Annotated in this window: 18 protein-coding genes and 2 pseudogenes; 14 read left to right on the top strand and 6 right to left on the bottom strand. The window is 44.3% G+C overall.

Annotated features, from left to right (window positions below):
* Positions 1 to 7 precede the first annotated feature (7 nt).
* The 5 genes from BACPLE_RS08575 (at position 8) to BACPLE_RS08560 (ending at position 5,964) form a co-directional block, all read left to right on the top strand.
* Complete coding sequence (locus tag BACPLE_RS08575) at positions 8 to 1,216, top strand: glycoside hydrolase family 117 protein (protein WP_007560917.1); 1,209 nt, start codon at positions 8 to 10, stop codon at positions 1,214 to 1,216.
* 26 nt (positions 1,217 to 1,242) lie between these two features.
* The gene (locus tag BACPLE_RS08570) at positions 1,243 to 2,193 is read left to right on the top strand and encodes a family 16 glycosylhydrolase (RefSeq protein ID WP_007560915.1); all 951 of its coding nucleotides are present in this window, start codon (positions 1,243 to 1,245) and stop codon (positions 2,191 to 2,193) included.
* 189 nt (positions 2,194 to 2,382) lie between these two features.
* Positions 2,383 to 3,936 carry a sensor histidine kinase gene (locus tag BACPLE_RS19705; RefSeq protein ID WP_235777917.1) on the top strand — a complete coding sequence of 518 codons (1,554 nt, stop codon included), beginning with the start codon at positions 2,383 to 2,385 and terminating at the stop codon, positions 3,934 to 3,936.
* A complete protein-coding gene (locus tag BACPLE_RS19700) occupies positions 3,861 to 4,700 on the top strand; it encodes a response regulator (RefSeq protein ID WP_235777916.1) in 840 nt (279 codons plus the stop codon). The genes BACPLE_RS19705 and BACPLE_RS19700 overlap by 76 nt, the downstream gene beginning before the upstream one ends.
* Positions 4,681 to 5,964 (top strand): sigma-54-dependent transcriptional regulator, encoded by a 1,284-nt coding sequence (locus BACPLE_RS08560; RefSeq protein ID WP_007560909.1) that lies wholly within the window; start codon positions 4,681 to 4,683, stop codon positions 5,962 to 5,964. The genes BACPLE_RS19700 and BACPLE_RS08560 overlap by 20 nt, the downstream gene beginning before the upstream one ends.
* 3 nt (positions 5,965 to 5,967) lie before the next feature.
* Here BACPLE_RS08560 and BACPLE_RS08555 read toward each other — a convergent pair whose 3' ends face one another.
* The 6 genes and pseudogenes from BACPLE_RS08555 to mobA all read right to left on the bottom strand — a co-directional run bounded on the left by BACPLE_RS08555 (position 5,968) and on the right by mobA (position 12,860).
* Positions 5,968 to 6,381, bottom strand: coding sequence for a hypothetical protein (locus BACPLE_RS08555; RefSeq protein WP_025018816.1), 414 nt, complete (start codon positions 6,379 to 6,381; stop codon positions 5,968 to 5,970).
* Between the two features lie 294 nt (positions 6,382 to 6,675).
* Positions 6,676 to 7,794, bottom strand: a pseudogene (locus BACPLE_RS08550) (TraM recognition domain-containing protein); the annotation flags it as partial.
* Positions 7,795 to 7,915: 121 nt separating this feature from the next.
* A complete protein-coding gene (gene ltrA / locus BACPLE_RS08545; protein ID WP_007560904.1) occupies positions 7,916 to 9,568 on the bottom strand; it encodes a group II intron reverse transcriptase/maturase in 1,653 nt (550 codons plus the stop codon).
* A gap of 639 nt (positions 9,569 to 10,207) precedes the next feature.
* Positions 10,208 to 11,128: pseudogene (locus tag BACPLE_RS08540) on the bottom strand (YWFCY domain-containing protein); the annotation flags it as partial.
* A 62-nt stretch (positions 11,129 to 11,190) separates the two neighbouring features.
* Positions 11,191 to 12,453 carry a conjugal transfer protein MobB gene (gene mobB / locus BACPLE_RS08535; protein ID WP_007560899.1) on the bottom strand — a complete coding sequence of 421 codons (1,263 nt, stop codon included), beginning with the start codon at positions 12,451 to 12,453 and terminating at the stop codon, positions 11,191 to 11,193.
* A complete protein-coding gene (gene mobA / locus BACPLE_RS08530; RefSeq protein WP_040312737.1) occupies positions 12,438 to 12,860 on the bottom strand; it encodes a conjugal transfer protein MobA in 423 nt (140 codons plus the stop codon). Before mobA ends, mobB begins: the two co-directional genes overlap by 16 nt.
* Positions 12,861 to 12,956: 96 nt before the next feature.
* Here mobA and BACPLE_RS19295 point away from each other — a divergent pair, with 96 nt between their 5' ends.
* The 9 genes from BACPLE_RS19295 to BACPLE_RS08485 all read left to right on the top strand — a co-directional run bounded on the left by BACPLE_RS19295 (position 12,957) and on the right by BACPLE_RS08485 (position 19,836).
* Positions 12,957 to 13,133: a hypothetical protein gene (locus BACPLE_RS19295; RefSeq protein ID WP_007560895.1), complete on the top strand. Its 177-nt coding sequence runs from the start codon at positions 12,957 to 12,959 to the stop codon at positions 13,131 to 13,133.
* Between the two features lie 539 nt (positions 13,134 to 13,672).
* Positions 13,673 to 14,425 carry a ParA family protein gene (locus tag BACPLE_RS08520; RefSeq protein ID WP_007560893.1) on the top strand — a complete coding sequence of 251 codons (753 nt, stop codon included), beginning with the start codon at positions 13,673 to 13,675 and terminating at the stop codon, positions 14,423 to 14,425.
* A gap of 5 nt (positions 14,426 to 14,430) precedes the next feature.
* Complete coding sequence (locus BACPLE_RS08515) at positions 14,431 to 14,868, top strand: DUF3408 domain-containing protein (protein ID WP_005776852.1); 438 nt, start codon at positions 14,431 to 14,433, stop codon at positions 14,866 to 14,868.
* 2 nt (positions 14,869 to 14,870) lie between these two features.
* A complete protein-coding gene (locus BACPLE_RS08510; protein WP_005776853.1) occupies positions 14,871 to 15,245 on the top strand; it encodes a DUF3408 domain-containing protein in 375 nt (124 codons plus the stop codon).
* Positions 15,233 to 15,892, top strand: a complete 660-nt coding sequence (locus BACPLE_RS08505; protein ID WP_007560891.1) for a DUF4122 family protein — start codon at positions 15,233 to 15,235, stop codon at positions 15,890 to 15,892. Before BACPLE_RS08510 ends, BACPLE_RS08505 begins: the two co-directional genes overlap by 13 nt.
* Positions 15,893 to 16,076: 184 nt before the next feature.
* The gene (locus BACPLE_RS08500) at positions 16,077 to 16,373 is read left to right on the top strand and encodes a DUF4134 domain-containing protein (RefSeq protein ID WP_007843736.1); all 297 of its coding nucleotides are present in this window, start codon (positions 16,077 to 16,079) and stop codon (positions 16,371 to 16,373) included.
* A gap of 3 nt (positions 16,374 to 16,376) precedes the next feature.
* Positions 16,377 to 16,700, top strand: coding sequence for a DUF4133 domain-containing protein (locus BACPLE_RS08495; RefSeq protein WP_005776857.1), 324 nt, complete (start codon positions 16,377 to 16,379; stop codon positions 16,698 to 16,700).
* A complete protein-coding gene (locus BACPLE_RS08490; protein ID WP_007560888.1) occupies positions 16,697 to 19,216 on the top strand; it encodes a TraG family conjugative transposon ATPase in 2,520 nt (839 codons plus the stop codon). Before BACPLE_RS08495 ends, BACPLE_RS08490 begins: the two co-directional genes overlap by 4 nt.
* A 5-nt stretch (positions 19,217 to 19,221) precedes the next feature.
* Positions 19,222 to 19,836, top strand: coding sequence for a hypothetical protein (locus BACPLE_RS08485; protein WP_185150572.1), 615 nt, complete (start codon positions 19,222 to 19,224; stop codon positions 19,834 to 19,836).
* Positions 19,837 to 19,851 lie beyond the last annotated feature (15 nt).

Raw genomic sequence — 19,851 nt, 5'->3', positions numbered from 1 at the left:
GTCTAGTATGAGAAAAATTATTTTTGCAGCCGGCATGATGTCGCTATTGGCAGCATGCGGAAATACAGGCAATACACAGACTATTGCCGTTGACGACACTCAGAATTATGATGAGCGTAAGGCCGATTCATTGGGAATACCTAAGGGAAATAAGTTAAGTGCAGCTATGAAACGTGCCATGAAATGGGAAAATCACGACAATAAATGGTTCTTTGAGTATAAGATGGAACCACTTAAAGGTGATCTTGCTTATGAAGAGGGCGTAGTAAGAAGAGACCCGAGTGCAATGCTGAAAATAGGTGATACATATTATGTGTGGTATTCAAAGAGCTATGGACCTACCCAGGGATTTGCTGGAGATATAGAGAAAGATAAGGTTTTCCCGTGGGACAGATGCGATATATGGTATGCCACATCAAAGGATGGATTGACATGGAAAGAGCAGGGAATTGCAGTGAAGCGTGGTGAAAAGGGTGCTTACGACGATCGTTCTGTTTTCACTCCTGAGGTAATGGAATGGAAAGGAAAGTATTATCTTTGCTATCAGGCTGTAAAATCTCCTTATACAGTCCGTGTTAAGAATACTATCGGTATGGCATGTGCTGATTCCCCCGAAGGACTGTGGACCAAGACAGACAAGCCAGTACTGGAACCTTCTGATACCGGCGAATGGGAAGGCGATGAGGATAACAGATTCAAGGTTGTATCGAAAGGCGATTTCGACAGTCATAAGGTACACGACCCGTGTATAATACCTTATAATGGTAAGTTCTATATGTATTACAAAGGAGAACGTATGGGAGAAGAAATAACATGGGGTGGTCGTGAAATCAAACACGGTGTGGCTATTGCTGAAAATCCTATGGGTCCGTATGTGAAATCGGAATATAATCCTATTTCAAACAGTGGGCATGAAGTCTGCGTCTGGCCTTATAAAGGAGGTATAGCTTCTCTTATTACTACCGATGGTCCTGAAAAGAATACACTTCAGTGGTCGCCTGACGGAATAAACTTTGAGATAATGTCTGTAGTAAAGGGTGCACCACATGCCATTGGTCTGAACCGTAGTGCAGATGCCGAAAAAGAACCTACCGAAATATTGAGATGGGGTCTTACTCATATATACAACAGTTCTGATTACCAGAGTATAATGAGATTTTCTACTTGGACATTGCAGACACATACTGCTAAGGGTGAATCAAAAGAACGTAAATAAATTATTCTAATTTAAATTAAGATACCATGAAGAGAAAACTGTTTACTATTTGTTTAGCATCGTTGCAATTTGCATGTGCAGCAGAAAATTTAAATAATAAATCATACGAGTGGGACATCTATCCTGTACCAGCTAATGCTGGTGACGGTATGGTGTGGAAACTTCATCCACAGTCGGACGACTTTAATTATATTGCTGACGAAAAGGATAAAGGAAAAGAGTTCTATGCCAAATGGACTGATTTCTATCATAATCATTGGACAGGGCCTGCTCCTACAATATGGCAGAGAGACCATGTTTCCGTTTCAGACGGATTCCTTAAAATCAGAGCCAGCCGTCCTGAAGATGTCCCTCTAAAGAAAGTTGTAAGCGGACCTAACACAAAGGAACTCCCGGGAACCTATACAGGATGTATTACATCGAAGACTCGTGTAAAATATCCGGTTTATGTAGAAGCATACGCCAAACTTTCAAATTCAACCATGGCATCCGATGTATGGATGCTTAGCCCTGATGATACTCAGGAAATCGATATTATAGAGGCATACGGTGGTGATAGAGACGGTGGAGGTTATGGTGCCGACAGACTTCACTTAAGCCATCACATATTCATCCGTCAGCCATTCAAGGATTATCAGCCAAAGGATTCAGGTTCATGGTATAAGGATGACAAGGGAACATTGTGGCGCGATGATTTTCATCGTGTTGGAGTATTCTGGAAAGATCCTTTCACACTTGAATATTATGTAGATGGAGAACTCGTCAGAACTATAAGCGGTAAGGATATTATTGATCCCAACAACTACACTGGTGGCACGGGGTTGGTTAAGGATATGGACATCATAATAAATATGGAAGACCAAAGCTGGAGGGCCGTTAAAGGTTTAAGCCCTACGGATGAGGAACTGAAAAATGTGGAAGATCACACTTTCCTTGTCGACTGGATAAGGGTTTATACACTGGTCCCAGAAGAATAGGATTTTTATAGTTTATATCGTAATTTAATAAACACTTCATATATTCAACTTTTTCATTAATGAGTTTCAGTTGTAATATGAAGTGCTTTTTTATTGCTTGAATTTGAAATAAATATTTGAGAATGATATATACTATGACTAGTTAAATATATAAAATTATGATGTCAAAAAATCAATAGAATGTTCCTGATGACTTCATTATTGCGTAAAAGACTATTTATTGGATATTTTATTACTGGATTTATAGTCATAAGTATGGTTACTGCGATGATAAATGAACGTTGTCGGTTAAAAGAACTTAAGAATCTGATAATTCAAATTAATGAAGCTTATGAGAATTCCAATAAAGTTCATTTGTATATTACTAAGTTGGCAACTTTAGGTGAATCGGTTATAGCATGGGATGAGTCTGATTATAACATATTTCATAATCACCTTTTTAAAACAGATAGTGTTTTACTTGAAATTAAATTAAGGAGTGGTGATTTTTTATGTCCGGTTCAAATTGATTCTTTACGGGGATTGCTTAGAACGAAAGAAATGTACTTGTTTCGAATAATGAAAGCAATCCAATTTGCGAATAAATCTGATAGTATTCTTACTAATGAATTGCCTATAATAGCTACTCAAACAGTAAAAGTGAAGACAATAACTCAGAAAAAGAAAGGAATTGCCGGATTATTTGGAAAGAAGGAAAAGATACAAGTTCCCTATATTACTAATGAAATACAAGATTTTAATAATAGATTGGTTTCTGCCAGAGATTTGCGAAACAATCAGATTGAAACCTATGTGGATAGCCTGCGTTTGCATAATAGGATGTTAAATCAGAAGTTATATGATTTTGTATCGTTTTTAGATAATCAGGTACAGTTGTCATTTACAGAACGAAACTCAGAGGTAACAGAAGTCAAACAAGAATCCTTCCGATTATTTATCGTAATGATGAGTATTGCGGTTTTTATAATATTAATTTCATTTTTAATTATACAATCAGATTTACGTAAAGAAGAAATAATTAAAGCCAAATTACAACAAGCTATTCAGGAAAACGAGAATTTGCTTGATATGCGCAAGAAAATCATCCTGACAGTTTCACATGATATTAGAGGCCCACTTGGTAATATCCATAACTGTGCCGATCTAGTATCGGAAACGCGAGAGAAGAAAAAGCGTGAAATATATTTAGATGACATCCGCCATTCTTGCCAGCACGTCTTGCATTTGGTCAATAATCTGATGGATGCTTACCGTATTAATGAAGCTGGAGATTTACATAATGATATACCTTTTTATCTTAACCGTTTTTTAAAACGAATTTCAGATGAGTTTTCTCGTAAAGCGACTTCAAAAGGTCTTATTTTATATTCTGAACACAAAGGATTAAATGTAACTGTAAAAGGTGATGCGGACAAACTCGAACAGGTACTGGCCAATCTACTTACAAACGCTATCAAATTTACTTCCAGAGGAAACGTCAATTTTCATACTGAATATTCAGAGGGAAAACTTCGGATTGAAATTAGAGATACCGGTATAGGGATGGACGAGGAAACAATGAAAAGAATATTTGCTCCATTTGAGCGTGCCGCACAGGATGTCAATTCTGAAGGTTTTGGTTTGGGACTTTTTCTTACCAAAGGATTAATTAAGGTTTTGGAAGGAAAATGGATGTGGAAAGTACACTCGGTAAAGGAAGCGTATTCAGGCTGGAACTTCCTTTGCCTGAAACGGATGAGTTAGTTGAGGAAGACAAATCGGACCATAATACAATAACTATATTGCCTAAGAATGTTCTTGTAGTGGACGATGATCCTATACAACTGAAAATAGCAGAAGATATGCTCGGGCGCAAAGGTATATCCTGTAAAACCTGTAAGAATGCACGTGAAGTAGTGGCCGCTCTTGAAAATTCTGAATATGATTTGGTCTTGACAGATGTACAAATGCCTGATACTGACGGATTCTGTTTGTTAAGATTGCTTCGCAATTCGGACATCGGCAATTTTAGAACTGTTCCAGTAGCAGTCATGACTGCCCGTGGTGATGGAAATTCCGGAATTTATGAAAAAGAAGGATTTGCAGGCTGTATTCATAAACCGTTCAATATCCACGGACTGCTCGCTTTTTTATCCACCATTGTATCTCGTACACAAGTTTCAGTTTCCGGAGATTTTGATTTTTCCAGTTTACTGGAGAATACGGATGATTATAGTCATATGCTTTCTCTCGTTGTTATGGAATCTGAAAAAGAACTGGAGGAGATGGAATCTGCTGACAGGATAACCGACCGTGAGACCATGAGAAAAATAATACACCGGATGATGCCTGTATGGGAAATGCTCGAGAAAGATAATATTTTACGTGATTTTCAAAGAATATTGCATGACAGTGATAGCCAAAACGAAACTGTTCATGAACATGCAATACAAATCATGGAGTGGCTTAAAAAATTAATAGAAGAAACAAAAAAGGAACTGAAGAAATATGAAAATCCTCATAGTTGAAGATAATATGATACTCTGCGGTATGATTGAAAAATGGTTGCAAAAAGCCGGTTACGAAGTTCTAACCGCAATGGACGAGCCCGGAGCACGTAGTATTCTGAAGAAAAACGAAATCAATCTTGTGTTGGGAGACGTACGTCTGCCGGAAGGAAATGGTATCAGCCTTCTGGAATGGATGATGCGTTCTAATGTGGAAGTTCCATTTATTGTCATGACAGATTATGCCTGTATCACGGATGCGGTCCGTGCCATCAAGCTCGGTGCTAAGGATTATTTGCAAAAGCCTGTTCATCAAGAGCAACTGATAGAATTAGTACATAGCATGCTTAAACAACCTGTTATTGTACGTAAAGAATGTTCTTTTGTTGAACGTACCAGTGAAGCAGCAAGAAAATCCGCTTCACTGGCTCGTCGTGTGGCACCGTCGGATCTTTCTGTTATGATATTTGGTTCGAGTGGAAGCGGTAAAGAGGTGATAGCCCAGATGATACACCGTTATAGTGACAGACGTGACAAACCATTCGTTGCCGTCAATTGTGGAAGTATACCTAACGATTTGCAGGCTTCTGAATTTTTCGGTGTAGTCAAAGGAGCTTTTACAGGAGCTGTTGCTGATAGGAAAGGACATTTTGAGACGGCCAATGGAGGAACCTTATTCCTGGATGAAGTTGGTAATATGCCGTATTCCATGCAGATTCTTCTTCTACGTGTCCTTCAGGAAAAGGAGTTTAATCCGGTAGGAAGTGATAAAGTGAAACATACGGATGTACGTATCATTTCTGCTACCAATGAGGATATGAAAAAAGCGGTGGAGGAAGGTCGCTTTCGTGAGGATTTGTATTATCGCCTTGCAGAACTCGAAATTGTTCAACCGCCATTAAAAGATTGCAAAGACGATATTCTTCCGCTTGCCGAATTCTTCAGAAGAGAACATTCCTGTAGAATCCGTGTCAAGAATGAGGGATTTACCGAAGAAGCGAAAGCATGCATGCTGGGATATGACTGGCCTGGTAATGTGCGGGAATTGAACGCAAAAATCAAACGTGCGGTAATTGTTGCGGATAATGTATTATTGGATGTTTGTGACTTGGGACTGGACAATGTAGATTGTAGTGACAATCCGGATATTCGTATCATTCAGGAAAAGGAAAAGATACGAAACCTGCTTGAGAAAAATCATGGTAATGTCAGCAAGACAGCAGTGGAACTCGGTTGCAGTCGTACAGCCCTGTACAAGAAAATGAAGAAACTTGGTCTGAAGTAATCTTTATTCTTTAAGGCGGTATACCAGTCTGCATACATTGTTTCGGAATGTTTTGGACTCACGCAAAGTCCATTGTCCGAATTGAATCTTTCCGGTTATGTTTTTCCCGCTTTTGTATGATATTGGAAGCAGGTAAATGACCAGTTCATCTGCGAGTCGGAAGAGAAATACACCACCCACATATTCTGCACTTTTTTCATCTTCTACCTTCATGAAAAATGTGCAGTCTTTTTCATGTCTTTCCTTGGCATCCATCAAATCAAGCATACCGTAATGCGGATACATGTTAAATGTAGCCCGCTCTTCCCAATAAGGGAAACCGTTCCGGTCTGTCCTGAGCCATTCCATCAGTTCCTCATTTTTATCCGGTAGAAATCCGTCCAATGTGACGGGCATAATAATCTGTACTTTTGCCATACCTCTGCTTGTTAAAAATAAAAGCATGAAACCCATGCTTATTTCGAACAGAGGCTCTGACAAAGCCCAACACAGAAACTCGCATGGGCTCACGCTATAAGGTATAGCATAAGCCTCACGCAATAGCCTCCGTGTTTTTGAATTTGTCAGATTCCTGTTCGAGACATCTTGCGACTTATGTATATAATCGACGGAAACATCCCGTAATCCGCCGTTATGTTCTATTTCAATTTCAAAGATAAGGAATGTTCCCTGAAAATCAAACTGATTCAGGATTTATTTGTCATTCTGTATCTATTCAGCTTTTCTTTTCTCCTCTTCTGCACTTTCTATTCCCAGCCGTTCACATAGTTCCGGGTCGCTCTTGATACGTTCCATCTCATCGTTGATGATAGCCTGTGCATCCGCCTTTATCTGGTCATAATTGCGCTGTATCTGTTGGAGCATGATGTCATTTCCTTCACTGTCCTTGAACCTGTTGATAACCGGGATTTTTTTATAAGCCTTTTCTTCCGCACTTACTTTGGCATGGTCCACGATAATTTCCGCATGGAAAATCTTTTGGTCGATTTTCTCACCGAAATTATCCGATACGGAACCGACAAACGTACCCTGTGAGAGGTTGGAAATTTTGGATGCTGGAATCAGTGAGTCCAGCTGGGTGTTGATAGATGTAGAGACATCCTGACGGTTGATGGATATGGACTGCCGTTTCTGCAAAATCTTTCCGAAGCGTTCGGAAAGTGTCTTGGCCGTTTCGCCGACCACCTGACCGCTGAATATGTTGCCGACTGTATTTTGAATCACCTTGCTTTCCTTTTCACCGTAGTCACGGTTAAGCTGGCTGAAGTCCTGGAATCCCAGACAGACCGCCACCTTGTTGGAACGTGCCGTTGCAATCAGGTTGTCCAGTCCTCGGAAATAGATGGTAGGAAGCTCGTCTATAATGACCGTGCTTTTAAGCTGCCCTTTCTTGTTTATCAGTTTGACGATTCTGGAATTATACAGTCCGAGCGCTGCGGAATAGATGTTCTGTCGGTCCGGATTATTGCCCACACAAAGGATTTTAGGTTCCTTCGGATTATTGATGTCCAGAGAAAAATCATTGCCTGTCATGACCCAGTACAGTTGTGGAGAAATCATTCTGGTAAGCGGAATTTTCGCCGAAGCTATCTGGCCCTGAAGCTGGTCTTGTGCCCCACCCTTCCAGGCATCCATGAAAGGAGAAAGGTAGTTCTCCAGTTCCGGATAGGAAGTCAATATGGTAAACAAATCAGAATAAGGTTTGTTCAGCAGTTCCACGGCATGAGGGAAGCTGCAATAGATACCATTTTTGTATATTTTCAAATACCAGATTATAGCTGCCAAAAGGATAATAGGAGACTCTACAAAGAAGTCACCCTGTTTTTCAATATCGGGTAAGTCAAGGGCATTGCTGCCCCCTTCTCCCCTAAGAACCGTACATGAGAGTTTCCCCTCATACGGCTCAAGCAACTCAATATTTCTATTTGTTGTTAGAAATCGGCTCATACTTTCAACATTTTCGTTTATTTCGCTTGTAGCAGTTGTTGTGGACAAGTTGCCGTACAATCGAACCACCAACAGATATTTCGTTGACGTTCCATGCTTTTGTACAATCTATTTCCTTGCCACATAACGGACAAATCCGGTTCTGCTTGTTCCATAAATATAAGAGAGACTTACGTCCCTTGAGAGATTCCAGCATTTGTTGCTCCTTTCGCTGAAAGAAATAATCATCGTATTCCGGGTCGAAAGGGTTTGCCTCACCTTTGATTTGCTTGTACGGAGTATAATGTATATCCGACAACCTTTTAAGGGTCAGGTAGTTCACTTTCTTGCTCTTGGTTTCATATTTCCATGCAAACGTCCATTTACGCCCCCGAATTTCATGCCAATATTTGTCTGCAACCCAAGACTTGCGTTTCTTTGGATGGCGACGTAAAGCCCATTTCTTCGTGAGATTGTAAATGTGATTGTCACAACCATGAAAAGCATCGGTTGATGCACCATATCGGTAATAGTTGCCCCAACCTGTGATTACAGGATTAAGCATTCGTATCAGCGATTCCTGCTTACACATTTTATGTCCTTTAACGATGTCACCGATTTTTGCCCTGAAGCGTTTCTGTGCATCTTTGGACGGGGATGTGTATAGCCTTTTGCCAAACTTCCTCACATTGAAACCTAAGAAATCAAAACCGTCGTATATGTTCGTAATGGTAGTTTTCTCTTCGGATAAGGTTAGCCCTCTTTCTTTGAGAAATTCTATCACGATAGGTTTGACTTCGTTTTCCAATAGCTCCTTTTCTCGACCTGTGATTATAAAGTCATCCGCATAACGAATAAGGTTTACCTTGTAGTGGAATGTCTTATTGTTGCGCCATAATCTTTTGAATCTTTCAGCCAAGAGTGGTTGAAGTCCGTCAAGTGCTATATTTGCAAGTGTCGGTGATATGATACCTCCTTGTGGTGTACCCTCTTCTGTCGGGAATAGTTTGCCATTGAATACAGCTCCACATTTCAGCCATTTTCTGAGTATCGTCTTATCCATAGGGATATGATTAAGAAGCCAGTCGTGGCTGATATGGTCGAAGCAGCCTTTAATGTCTCCCTCCAAAATCCATTCGGGAGAATGCTGGCGGTTTAGAACCGTATCAATCTGACGGATAGCGTCCATTGTCCTGCGTCTCTTGCGGAAACCATAAGAAAAGCGGTCGCCTGTCGTTTCGGCTATCGGTTCCAATGCCATGAGATATAATGCCTGCATCGCCCTGTCTTTCATTGTCGGTATTCCCAGCGGTCGGAGTTTACCGTTCTTTTTCTTGATGTGAACCCTACGAAGCGGCTGCGGATTGTAACCACGACGTTTCAGTTCACCGATTGCTTTGTACTTGCGCTTGGGAGAATCCCAAAGCTGTTTATCTACTCCAGACGTTTTCTTCCCTTTGTTGGAAGTAACCCTCTTTACCGCCAATGCCTTGGCGTAAAAAGAGTGGGTCAGCATCCACTGCAAGGCTTTCACCTTGTTATGTCTGCCTTCCTTTTGAGCCTTTACAATACGCGCTTGTAGCTTTCGGACATAGGCTTCACACTTGGACCAGTCCATTCCGTCCCAAGTTAGATTCCTACTATCAGCAGGCGCACACGATGTTTTAGTTTCGTTCATTTGCTTTCCTCCTTTTGAAAGTTCTAAAAGTTATCTTGTAAAGAGTTACCATATACGGAAGTCTGCCCACTTTCGTGTCGGATGATGTCACCAATAACAACCCGTGATGTTGATTCAATCCGTATCCACCCCATTACAGGGTGGCATTCGCTTTTTCCGTTATCTCATACCTGCACCCCATTCGGCTTGCCTTGCGGTTCGCTTACTCGCATTCTTACGAGAGAGATACAGGCTTGCCCTGTTCCACGTAATTGACAAACGGATAGTTTAGGTTCTGCCAAGTCCGCCGGCAGTGCTGTGTCCGTGTAACCCCAACATGGGCAAGGGTTATCCGACTGCTTACCTTTTGGTGAGAGCTAAAGTATCTTGCGCTCCTTCAAACCTTACGACGGCTAAAGTCAGTTCACTTACGTTAACCATGCTATCCAGCCTCGCCACTCAACGGTATGATACTAACCGCCCTTGACATTCCCTCACGGTTCAGTCTTGTCCTTTCGGAAAGTGTACTTTGTCCTATAAGCTTGGCACAACCCATCACTGGAGATGCACCTTATAGTAGGCTACCGCTGACGGAACAGCGGGTTAAATCATGCAATTAATATTACTGTCTAATAATCAATTACGTGACTTTACAGGTCACACCCAGGTCTTGTTCAAATTTAACATGATGGTATAGCTTGCTTCGTATGCGTCAGATATGTCTGTCATGAACTCCGGATTGATGGGATTGCAGCGGTGTGAACGGTGCGGATCATCAAAATTGATGACGTAAAAATGCGGTTTTACCTTATATTTGTCCATATTGTGCAACAATGTATTATAGGCAATGGTTGAAAGGTCATCGAATTTGTAATCATAGATATATACACTGAAACCTTTGGAAATCATCTGTTTGATGTAGTTGTTCACCACTGCGTAGGATTTACCGGAACCCGGTGTTCCCAATACGATGGTCGCGCGGAAAGGATTGACCACGTTGATCCAGCCGTCGTTGAGCTTGCCGCCATACTGGAATCTGGTGGGCAGATTGACAGAATATTCATTCTCCATCAGCCTTGTCTCCTGCATGAAGGATTCGTTTTCCATATTGAACACATCCTCCATCAGGTTATGCCTGTAAAGCCTGCTGATCCACAGTCCCGCCATGAGCAGGCATAGATAACCGGCTGCAAGTGTCACCACATACAGGGCAGTAATCGCTTCGTGTGGAAAAGGCAGGTCAAGCAGCCACCAGTTCATGAAAAACAGAACCGCCCCGGCAGTGAGTACCGCCCATATACGCTGCCATGTAATCTTCTCACCCTTGACTCCGATAGTACCCATACAGGATATGGCCAGCAGAAGCACTGCCATCAGTTTTGTCCAAAGGATACAGCCGAATATACCGGTTGTCCTGTCAAAGTTCATCAGTATCCGGTCTATGACATCCAGATTCAGATGCCAGGCACTCATACTGGGATAGCAGTATACATAAACGTGGACTACCAGAATAAAAATACTGACAGCCCTGCCGAATTCCATAATCTTGGCAAGGGCTCTCAAATCGTCTTCCTGTTGCATAATGATGTAGATGATTGTGGGGGAATCCGTTGTTCCCCCTGTTGTTGACTCATTTTGATTGATCAGATACCGCGTGATTTGCGTTTCTGCGGTTTCTTTTTCCGTTTCATGCGGCGACGGAACGCTTCTTCCTCGTAATCGACTGCCGGATTTGCCTCAAAGGAGAAGATGCCTGCCGCCTGTTCAAGCGCACTGTTTTCTTCCATACGGTGGCCGTACCGTTTCCAAAGTTCCTCCGGACCGGACTGTTGTCTGTCCTGCCAGGGTATTCCTTCCCACCAGTTGACAAGGCCGTTGAATACGTTGGCGGAAAACTCCTTTCCCATACGTGAACCGTTGAACGCCTCGCGCCGTTCATGGTCTATGAATGTGACACCGTAGATACGTCCGGTATCGTTCCTTCGGAATACCACATCAATGTGCTCCTGTTTCAGCAGTTCCCTGAATTCCTGTTCCGATTTTGCGTTACGCATGGCCCATACGACCTTGCCGGATATGGCAGGAGCCCATCTGCCTTCCTTGAAGTCCTGTGTATGCCGTAACATACGTTCGGACAGTCCCGTATTTCCGAAACGCTTGCCGAACCTTGCACTTTTTATCGGAGGGCTGACTACTTTTCCAATATCATCTGTAGCCGAATAGATGATACCCGTATAGGGTGTTCCCATGTAATCGCCTAGTAGTTGTCGGGCTTCAATGTTCAGTGTGGAAAGCAGTGCGGAATACTCTCCGAAAGTCTGGAAACGGTAGCTTTCCAGTACGGCCTTTAGTGTGTTTCCTATCTGATGGCGTATATCCCCCTGTGAGGCATCCACCTTTTTCAGTTCCGCTTTCGGATTCCGTCTTTCCGCATCCGCACTGTTACGCAGTCCGAATTCCTGTTCCAGTTCCCGGCAGGCTGTCATTGAACGGCGGTGTTCATAGGAGTCATTGATTTTCCTTCCTTCATCGTCAATGCATACACTCACGATATGTATGTGCGTGTTGCAGGTATCTCCATGTCTGTACACGATGAACGGCTGGTCACCATAACCCATTTTCTGCATGTATTTCTCTGCCAGTTCCGCCAGCCTGTCATTGTCCAGCCTGTCTTCCGGTGCCGGGCTGAGGGCGATATGCAGGACCGGCTTATCCGTCCTCCTGTTTGCCGTCAGATGGTTTTCAAATGAAAGGAGAGCTAGACGCATGTCCTCGCTCGGCAGTCCCGGGCGGTCGGAAATCATCCGGTGTCCGGAAAGGATTTCCGCCGTCCCCTGAAATACCTTTTCATGATTATAGGCCAGTGCCCCGTAAAGACTTTCTCCGTGACTTATCTTTGCAACCATTTCTTTTCATATTCTTTAGTTAAGGCCATAATCTGTTTGTTGAGCAGTATCAGTTCCAGGGTAGCCTTTTCAAGTTTGTAAAGCAAGGACATCGCCCTTTTTTCCCCGAAGTTTTTCTGTACGGCCCTTACGACCTGATTGTAATTGTTGCCTATTGCCTGGAATTGTCTGTAAAATTCCCCGAGCCGGATGTAATAGTCCATGGAAACCTTGTCCACCTTGATTACCTTCAGCTGTTCTGAAAAGATTGATTTCTTGATAAAGATTGTCCTGTCCCTTGCTCCGGATTCCAGAAACAGTCTTTCAAATCTGCTTTTCTCCTGTGCGTTCAGACGGAAATTGTACTTGTAGTCCGCCGGATCAGTCTTCGGTTTTCTGCCTGTCCTTCTTGCCTGTTTTTTCTCCATGCTTTTCTGCTTTTGGGTTATTTTTCTTTCTCCGTCAGATTTTCCGACTTTGGAGGAAAATCTCCCGACCGTTAGGGAGGGCAAGTTGGTTTTTGTATGGCAGAATACTTTCTGTCGTACAAAAACACAACTTGCTCTGTTCGTTTGAACAGAGAATCCACCTCCGGCGGATTGCTGCGCGACGTGAGCGGCGTGCTGCTGTCCGTCGGAAGATATTCCAAGCCGTCTATCGGTTCTGACTTTGCAAAATTATGGCTGTGTAAACAGTTGTGAAATAGTGGATTATATGACATATAAAGACGTCTGATGACATCTGATGTCATGGTACAGGCTACATATTACCTGTATGCTTGAAAGACCTTATTTTTGACGCGATTTAAGCGTGCAATATTGCAATAACATAATAACATAACAACATGGTATTGCAATAATATAAGGACATAATAACATGGCAATATAACATTGCAATAACATAAGGACATAATAACATGGCAATATAACATTGCAATAACATAAGGACATAATAACGTAACAACATAGTATTGCAATAATATAAGGACATAATAACATGGCAATATAACATTGCAATAACATAAGGACATAATAACATGGCAACATAATATTGCAATAATATAAGGACATAATAACATGGCAACATAATATTGCAATAATATAAGGACATAATAACATGGCAACATAATATTGTAATAACATAAGGACATAATAACATGGCAATATAGTATCACAATAGCGTAATGCCATTGTAAGATTAGTGAAAGAAAAAGTGAATATTAACCCCAAAAACAAAAGGTATGAACAAACGTCCGATTCTTGTCGCCTTCAGCAATCAGAAAGGCGGTGTGGGCAAGTCCACGGTAACAGCGGTTCTTGCCAGTTATTTTAATTATGTAAGAGGTCTGAAAGTTGCTGTCGTTGACTGTGACTATCCACAGTTCAGTCTGGAAAAACTAAGGGGAAGGGATTTGAAGAACCTTGAAAAAAGCGAGTATCACCAACGGCTTTTCTGCCGTCAGTTTGAAGACGGTTCCCGTAAGGCCTATCCGATTGTTACTTCCACGCCGGAGTCAGCCGCAGAGATTCCCGGCAAGCTGGAAGGCGACTATGACCTGATATTCTTCGATCTTCCCGGAACGGTGAACTCCCGTGGTGTATTTGAGTCCGTCATGAACATGGATTTTATTTTCACTCCCATTGTAAAAGACCGTATGGTCATGCAGAGCAGCCTTTCCTTTGTATCGACCGTTCAGGATTTTATCGGACAGCATCCGGAAGCTCCCCTGAAGGACATACGTTTATTCTGGAACCGTATGGACAGCCGTACTTCCAAGGAACTGTATGTAATGTATAATGCAATAGTGCTCCGTATGGGTTTGAAGGTCTTTAAAACCGTACTTCCGGATCTTGAACGCTTCAACAAGGAAATGACACCTTCTTCCAGACAGCATTTTCGCTGCACCCTTCTTCCTCCTTCCGAATCATTATTGAAAGACAGCCGTCTTGAGGCGTTTGCCCAAGAGATGGAACGTATCATATTTCCGGGATAAGAACTATGGCAAAGAAAAGAGAGATATTCAAGGTGGATGAGGATGCCTTGAAGGACATGATGGCCAGTGAATCCATTTCCTGTGGTAAATCTGGAACTGATGTCGGCGAGAATGTTCTTCCTGTCACAGAAAAGGAAAAAAATGTGCCGGAAGTAAAGACACAGGGACAGGAAAAGTCCCGCAAGACGATTCGCGCTGACCCCGGACTGGAAGAGAAGGTGGAAATGTATAAGGAACTGTTTCTGGACAGAAAGAAGTCCGTACACAGAAAGCAGACCTATATCAGCTATGACATGTATTGCAGGCTGGCCCGTATCCTTCCCCTTCTGAGTGATGACATGAGTGTGCCCGCTTTTTTGGATAATGTGCTGGCACACCATCTTGAGACTTACAGTGAAGAGCTTGGCGAGCTGTTTCGCCGAAAAACCCCAAAAACATTCTGAAAATGATGTGGATTGTATTGACTGTTGCCGTATTGGTTTGCGGCCTGCTGTTATGTTGCGTTTATGTACTGTCCAATAAGATTTGTTCACTGAAAAGACAGGTCAGAGAGTTGAATGAGAAAATAGGAATAGCGAACTGCTTTCCCGAATATAGCCGTGTGTATCTGAACGATGCTCCAGTCGGGAAAGGACGTCAGATTCGTATCCGTTGCGGTTTGTACAACAAGGCAAGCCGCCTTATTCCGTTTATGGCTCCCGGCATGAGTGTTTCAGTCTATGTGAGCAATATCGTGGAGGAACACTTGAAACGCCACGGAGAATTGCTGAAGAATGAACTTGAATGCTTTCTCTATAAGGATTCTTTATGGAAGAACTGATATACTTCTGTGTACGGATTGTCTGTATAGGCTATTTGCTGTACAGCGTGTATAGCTGGAGAAGGCGTATCGAAACTGTTTGTACCCTGCTTTATGGGAAACCTTGCGTGAAGAAGGAAAAGAAAGAAGCTGCCGGAACGGAATCTGCGGTTTCAGATGCAGAAGTGATGGGAAGTACCCGTTATGTCTATCTGGACGAGAATGCCGGAAAGACTGTCGCTCCCTTCATGAGCCAGCCACTTGAAAGGAATTTTATCGGTGAGGAGGAGGACGTGCAGCAGGAAGATGTGGAATGCAACCTTCAGCTGGAAAAGATGAAACTCCTGCAGGAAGTCCAGGAAGACCTTGATGCGGAGTCTCCCGAAGTTGAATCCGTATCACCTGTTCTGTCCAGCAGGGACATGGAAGTACTCGGCGAATATCTGACACATCAGGATGAAGCCGACCATGAGAAGGCCATGCAAGCAGCCCGTGTCCTGTTCTCCATCAGGCAGACCAGCCTGATGGACGTGTTCCTTTCCAATATGGAGAATTCCGCTATTGTAGAGGAACTGATAGACAGGTATCTTGATGAGGACGGCAATCCCAGACCGCTTAAGGTAAAGGATGGGAATGAACCGTCTGACGAGTGGCGGAAATATATCTGACACCGATATATTCAGGCATCCCGGAAATCTTTTCGGGATGCTTTTTTTATGTCTGTAAGGCTTCCTGAATGACATCTGATGACATCCGGTGACACCTGATGACAGTGTTGTATCACAGCGGTTTAAGCCTTATATATTTGCAGTCGAATTCAACATTTATGTCAAACCCAAAAATGATTCGACAATGAAGAGAAGAATCCTATTTTCAGTATTGTGTGTGCTGGCAGCGGCAGGTGCCTTCGCACAGGGACAGGGTCTTGCCGGCATCAATGAGGCTACCAGCCTTATGACTTCGTATTTCGATCCGGCCACCAAATTGTGTTATGCCATCGGAGCCGTACTCGGTCTGGTCGGCGGTATCAAAACGTATGGTAAGTTCAGCAGCGGTGACCCGGATACGTCCAAGACTGCGGCAAGCTGGTTCTTCGCCTGCATCTTCCTGATTGTGGCCGCCACCATTCTCCGTTCCTTCTTCCTGTAAGCCATGGATTACCGTATCAACAAAGGAGCAGGCCGTCCGATTGAGTTCAAGGGCTTGAAATCACAGTACCTGTTCTTTTTTGCCGGAGGCCTTGTATCGGTCTTTCTTGCGGTGGTTGTCCTGTATATGGCCGGTGTCAGCCAGCTGGTATGCCTGTCTTTCGGGGCGGTATCCGGTACCCTGGCCGTATGGCTGACCTTCCGCATGAATGCCCGCTACGGTGAGCACGGGCTGATGAAGATGCTGGCCGAGAAACGCCATCCGCGCTATCTGTCAGCCCGTCGCAGAATATTCAGAGCATTAACCAAAAAGAAGAGAAAGAAATGAGAAGTGTATTGAAGGCCTGTGATCTGGAAGACAGATTCCCGATTTTGGCCGTGGAAAACAACTGCATCGTAAGCAAGGATGCGGACATTACGGTAGCCTTCGAGGTCGAGCTGCCTGAACTGTACACGGTGACGGCGGCGGAATATGAAGCCATTCACGGTACCTGGGTAAAGGCCATGAAGGTGCTTCCCAATTATTCGGTCGTGTACAAGCAGGACTGGTTCGTCAAGGAAAACTACCGGAGCGAAGGAGACGGGACGGAAAGTTTCCTGTCCCGCAGCTATGAGCGTCATTTCAACGAGCGCCCGTATCTCAGGCACCGCTGCTTCCTGTATCTGACAAAGACCACACGCGAACGTGCCCGTCGCCGCAGTGATTTCAGTACCCTGTGCCGCGGCTATATCCTTCCCAAGGAAATCACGGACTGGGATTCGGTCGTGAAATTCCTGGAGGCGGTGGAGCAGTTCGAGCATATCATGAACGATTCGGGGCATGTCAGGATGAAGCGTCTCAGAACGGAAGAGGTGGTCGGAACGGAAGAATGTCCCGGGCTGATTGAAAGATACCTGACTCTCGGTATGGAGGACACGCACCCCGTATTACAGGACATCTGCCTTGATCCGGAACGTATGCGCATCGGTGACAAACGTCTTTGCCTGCATGTGCTTTCCGATACGGAAGACCTTCCCGGCAGTGTGGGCACGGACATGCGCTATGAGCGCTTATCCACGGACCGTAGCGACTGCCGTCTTTCGTTTGCGGCTCCGGTAGGACTCCTGCTTTCATGCAACCATGTCTATTCGCAGTACGTGTTCATCGATGACGCGCAGGAAATCCTGCAACGCATGGAAAAGACCTCACGTAACATGCTGTCCCTGTCGAAATACAGCCGCAGCAATGCCGTGAACTATGAATGGGCAGAAATGTATCTTGACGAGGCGCATACGAAAGGGCTTGTTCCGGTACGGTGCCACTGTAACGTACTGGCCTGGGCGGAAGACGAGGAAGAGTTAAGGCGTATCAAGAACGATACCGGCAGCCAGCTTGCCCTGATGGGATGCGTACCCCATTACAACACGATAGATACCCCGGTGCTGTACTGGTCTGGTATTCCAGGCAATGCGGGCGATTTTCCGGCTGAGGAAAGTTTCTATACCTTTCTGGAACAGGCTGTCTGCCTGTTTGCTTCGGAAACGAATTACCGCAGTTCGCCCAGCCCGTTCGGTATCCGTATGACGGACAGGCAGAGCGGCGTACCGCTTCATCTGGACATCAGTGACCTGCCCATGCGCAAGGGAATCATCACCAACCGCAACAAGTTCATACTCGGTCCCTCCGGCAGCGGTAAATCCTTCTTTACGAACCATCTTGTCCGCCAGTATTATGAACAGGGTACCCATATCCTGCTGGTGGATACCGGAAACAGCTATCAGGGACTTTGCAGCCTGATTCATGACCGGACACATGGCGAGGACGGTATCTATATCACCTATGAGGAGGACAATCCCATCGCCTTCAATCCGTTCTATACGGATTCCGGGGAATTTGACGTGGAAAAGCGTGAAAGCATCAAGACACTGATACTCACACTCTGGAAACGTGAGGATGAAGCCCCAAGGCGTTCGGAAGAAGTGGCCCTTTCGGGAGCGGTGAACGCATACATCCGCAGGATAACGGAAAACAGGGATGTCAGACCCGATTTCAACGGATTCTACGAGTTTGTGCGTGATGACTACCGCCGGATGATTGAGGAGAAGAAAGTCCGTGAGAAGGATTTTGACATCGACGGTTTCCTGAACGTACTGGAACCGTTCTACCGTGGCGGTGATTATGATTTCCTGCTTAATTCGGACAAGGAACTGGATCTTACCAACAAGCGCTTTATCGTATTTGAACTGGACAATATCAGCGGAAACAAGGTGCTTCTGCCCGTGGTCACGCTGATAATCATGGAAACCTTCATCGCCAAGATGCGCCGTTTGAAAGGTATCCGCAAGATGATACTCATTGAGGAATGCTGGAAAGCCCTGATGTCCGCCAATATGAGTGAGTACATAAAGTATCTCTTTAAGACCGTCAGAAAATATTTCGGGGAGGCTGTCGTGGTCACCCAGGAAGTGGATGACATTATCAGTTCCCCTGTCGTAAAGGAAGCTATCATCAACAACAGTGACTGCAAGATTCTTCTTGACCAGCGGAAATACATGAACAAGTTCGACCATATCCAGCGCCTTCTCGGACTGACCGACAAGGAACGCGGACAGATCCTGTCCATTAACCAGGCCAACCATCCCGGACGTTTCTACCGTGAGGTCTGGATCGGTCTTGGCGGTACCCACTCGGCCGTGTATGCCACGGAAGTCAGCGATGAGGAATATGCCGTATATACCACGGAAGAGTCGGAAAAGCTGGAATTGCAGAAGCTGGCCAAGGAACTGGGCGGAAATCTGGAACTGGCCGTGAAACGCATTGCGGAAATGAGAAGGGAAAGGAAAAGGTCAAACGGTAAAGCATGACGGTTATGAATGACAGTTTTGAATCGGATGAAAGAAAGCGTAAGGAGACCATTGAATGTCTCTACTGGTCCCTGATGAACGGATGGGACATACCGAAGGAGATCCGTGAACATTACGGATTTTCAGAAGACTATGAGCTGTATCACCGGCTTGAAAGTATGGAACCGGAAGATTACAGGGAAAGAAGGCTCAGAGGCGAGATACCTGATGCCGTAGAGGTCGATGTAAGACTGACACATGCTGTGGAGAAGGTCTTCGAGCGGCTTTGTTCCCCTCCTCCCGTACAGTATCTCGACAAGCTGTACGGGGAACTGGAAAAGCTGGGAGGTTTCATAGCCAACCCGAAGAATATTGACAGCCCTTTCATTAATTCCGGTTTTCTCATGAAATACGGCATTGACCGGAATTCCCCTGATGAAATCAGGCGGCAACAGTCAGAAAAGGCCTATAAGGAACTTTATGCCAGGTTTGAAACCATGGTCGGCCTGAAGTCCCCAAACAAAAAGGACGACAACGCTATCCGCAAGGAATGCCAGCAGCCAGCCTGTAAAGAAAGGCTGTCCGGAAAAGCCCGCATCCCGGTCAGTCCGAAGCCAAAAAGACGCAAGATGGGGCTTTGAAAAATTTAGTAAAAC

This window comes from Phocaeicola plebeius DSM 17135, assembly GCF_000187895.1.
Classification (GTDB): domain Bacteria; phylum Bacteroidota; class Bacteroidia; order Bacteroidales; family Bacteroidaceae; genus Phocaeicola; species Phocaeicola plebeius.
Note: the sequence above shows the minus strand (reverse complement) of the source record. Positions and strands in the feature narration are given on the sequence as shown.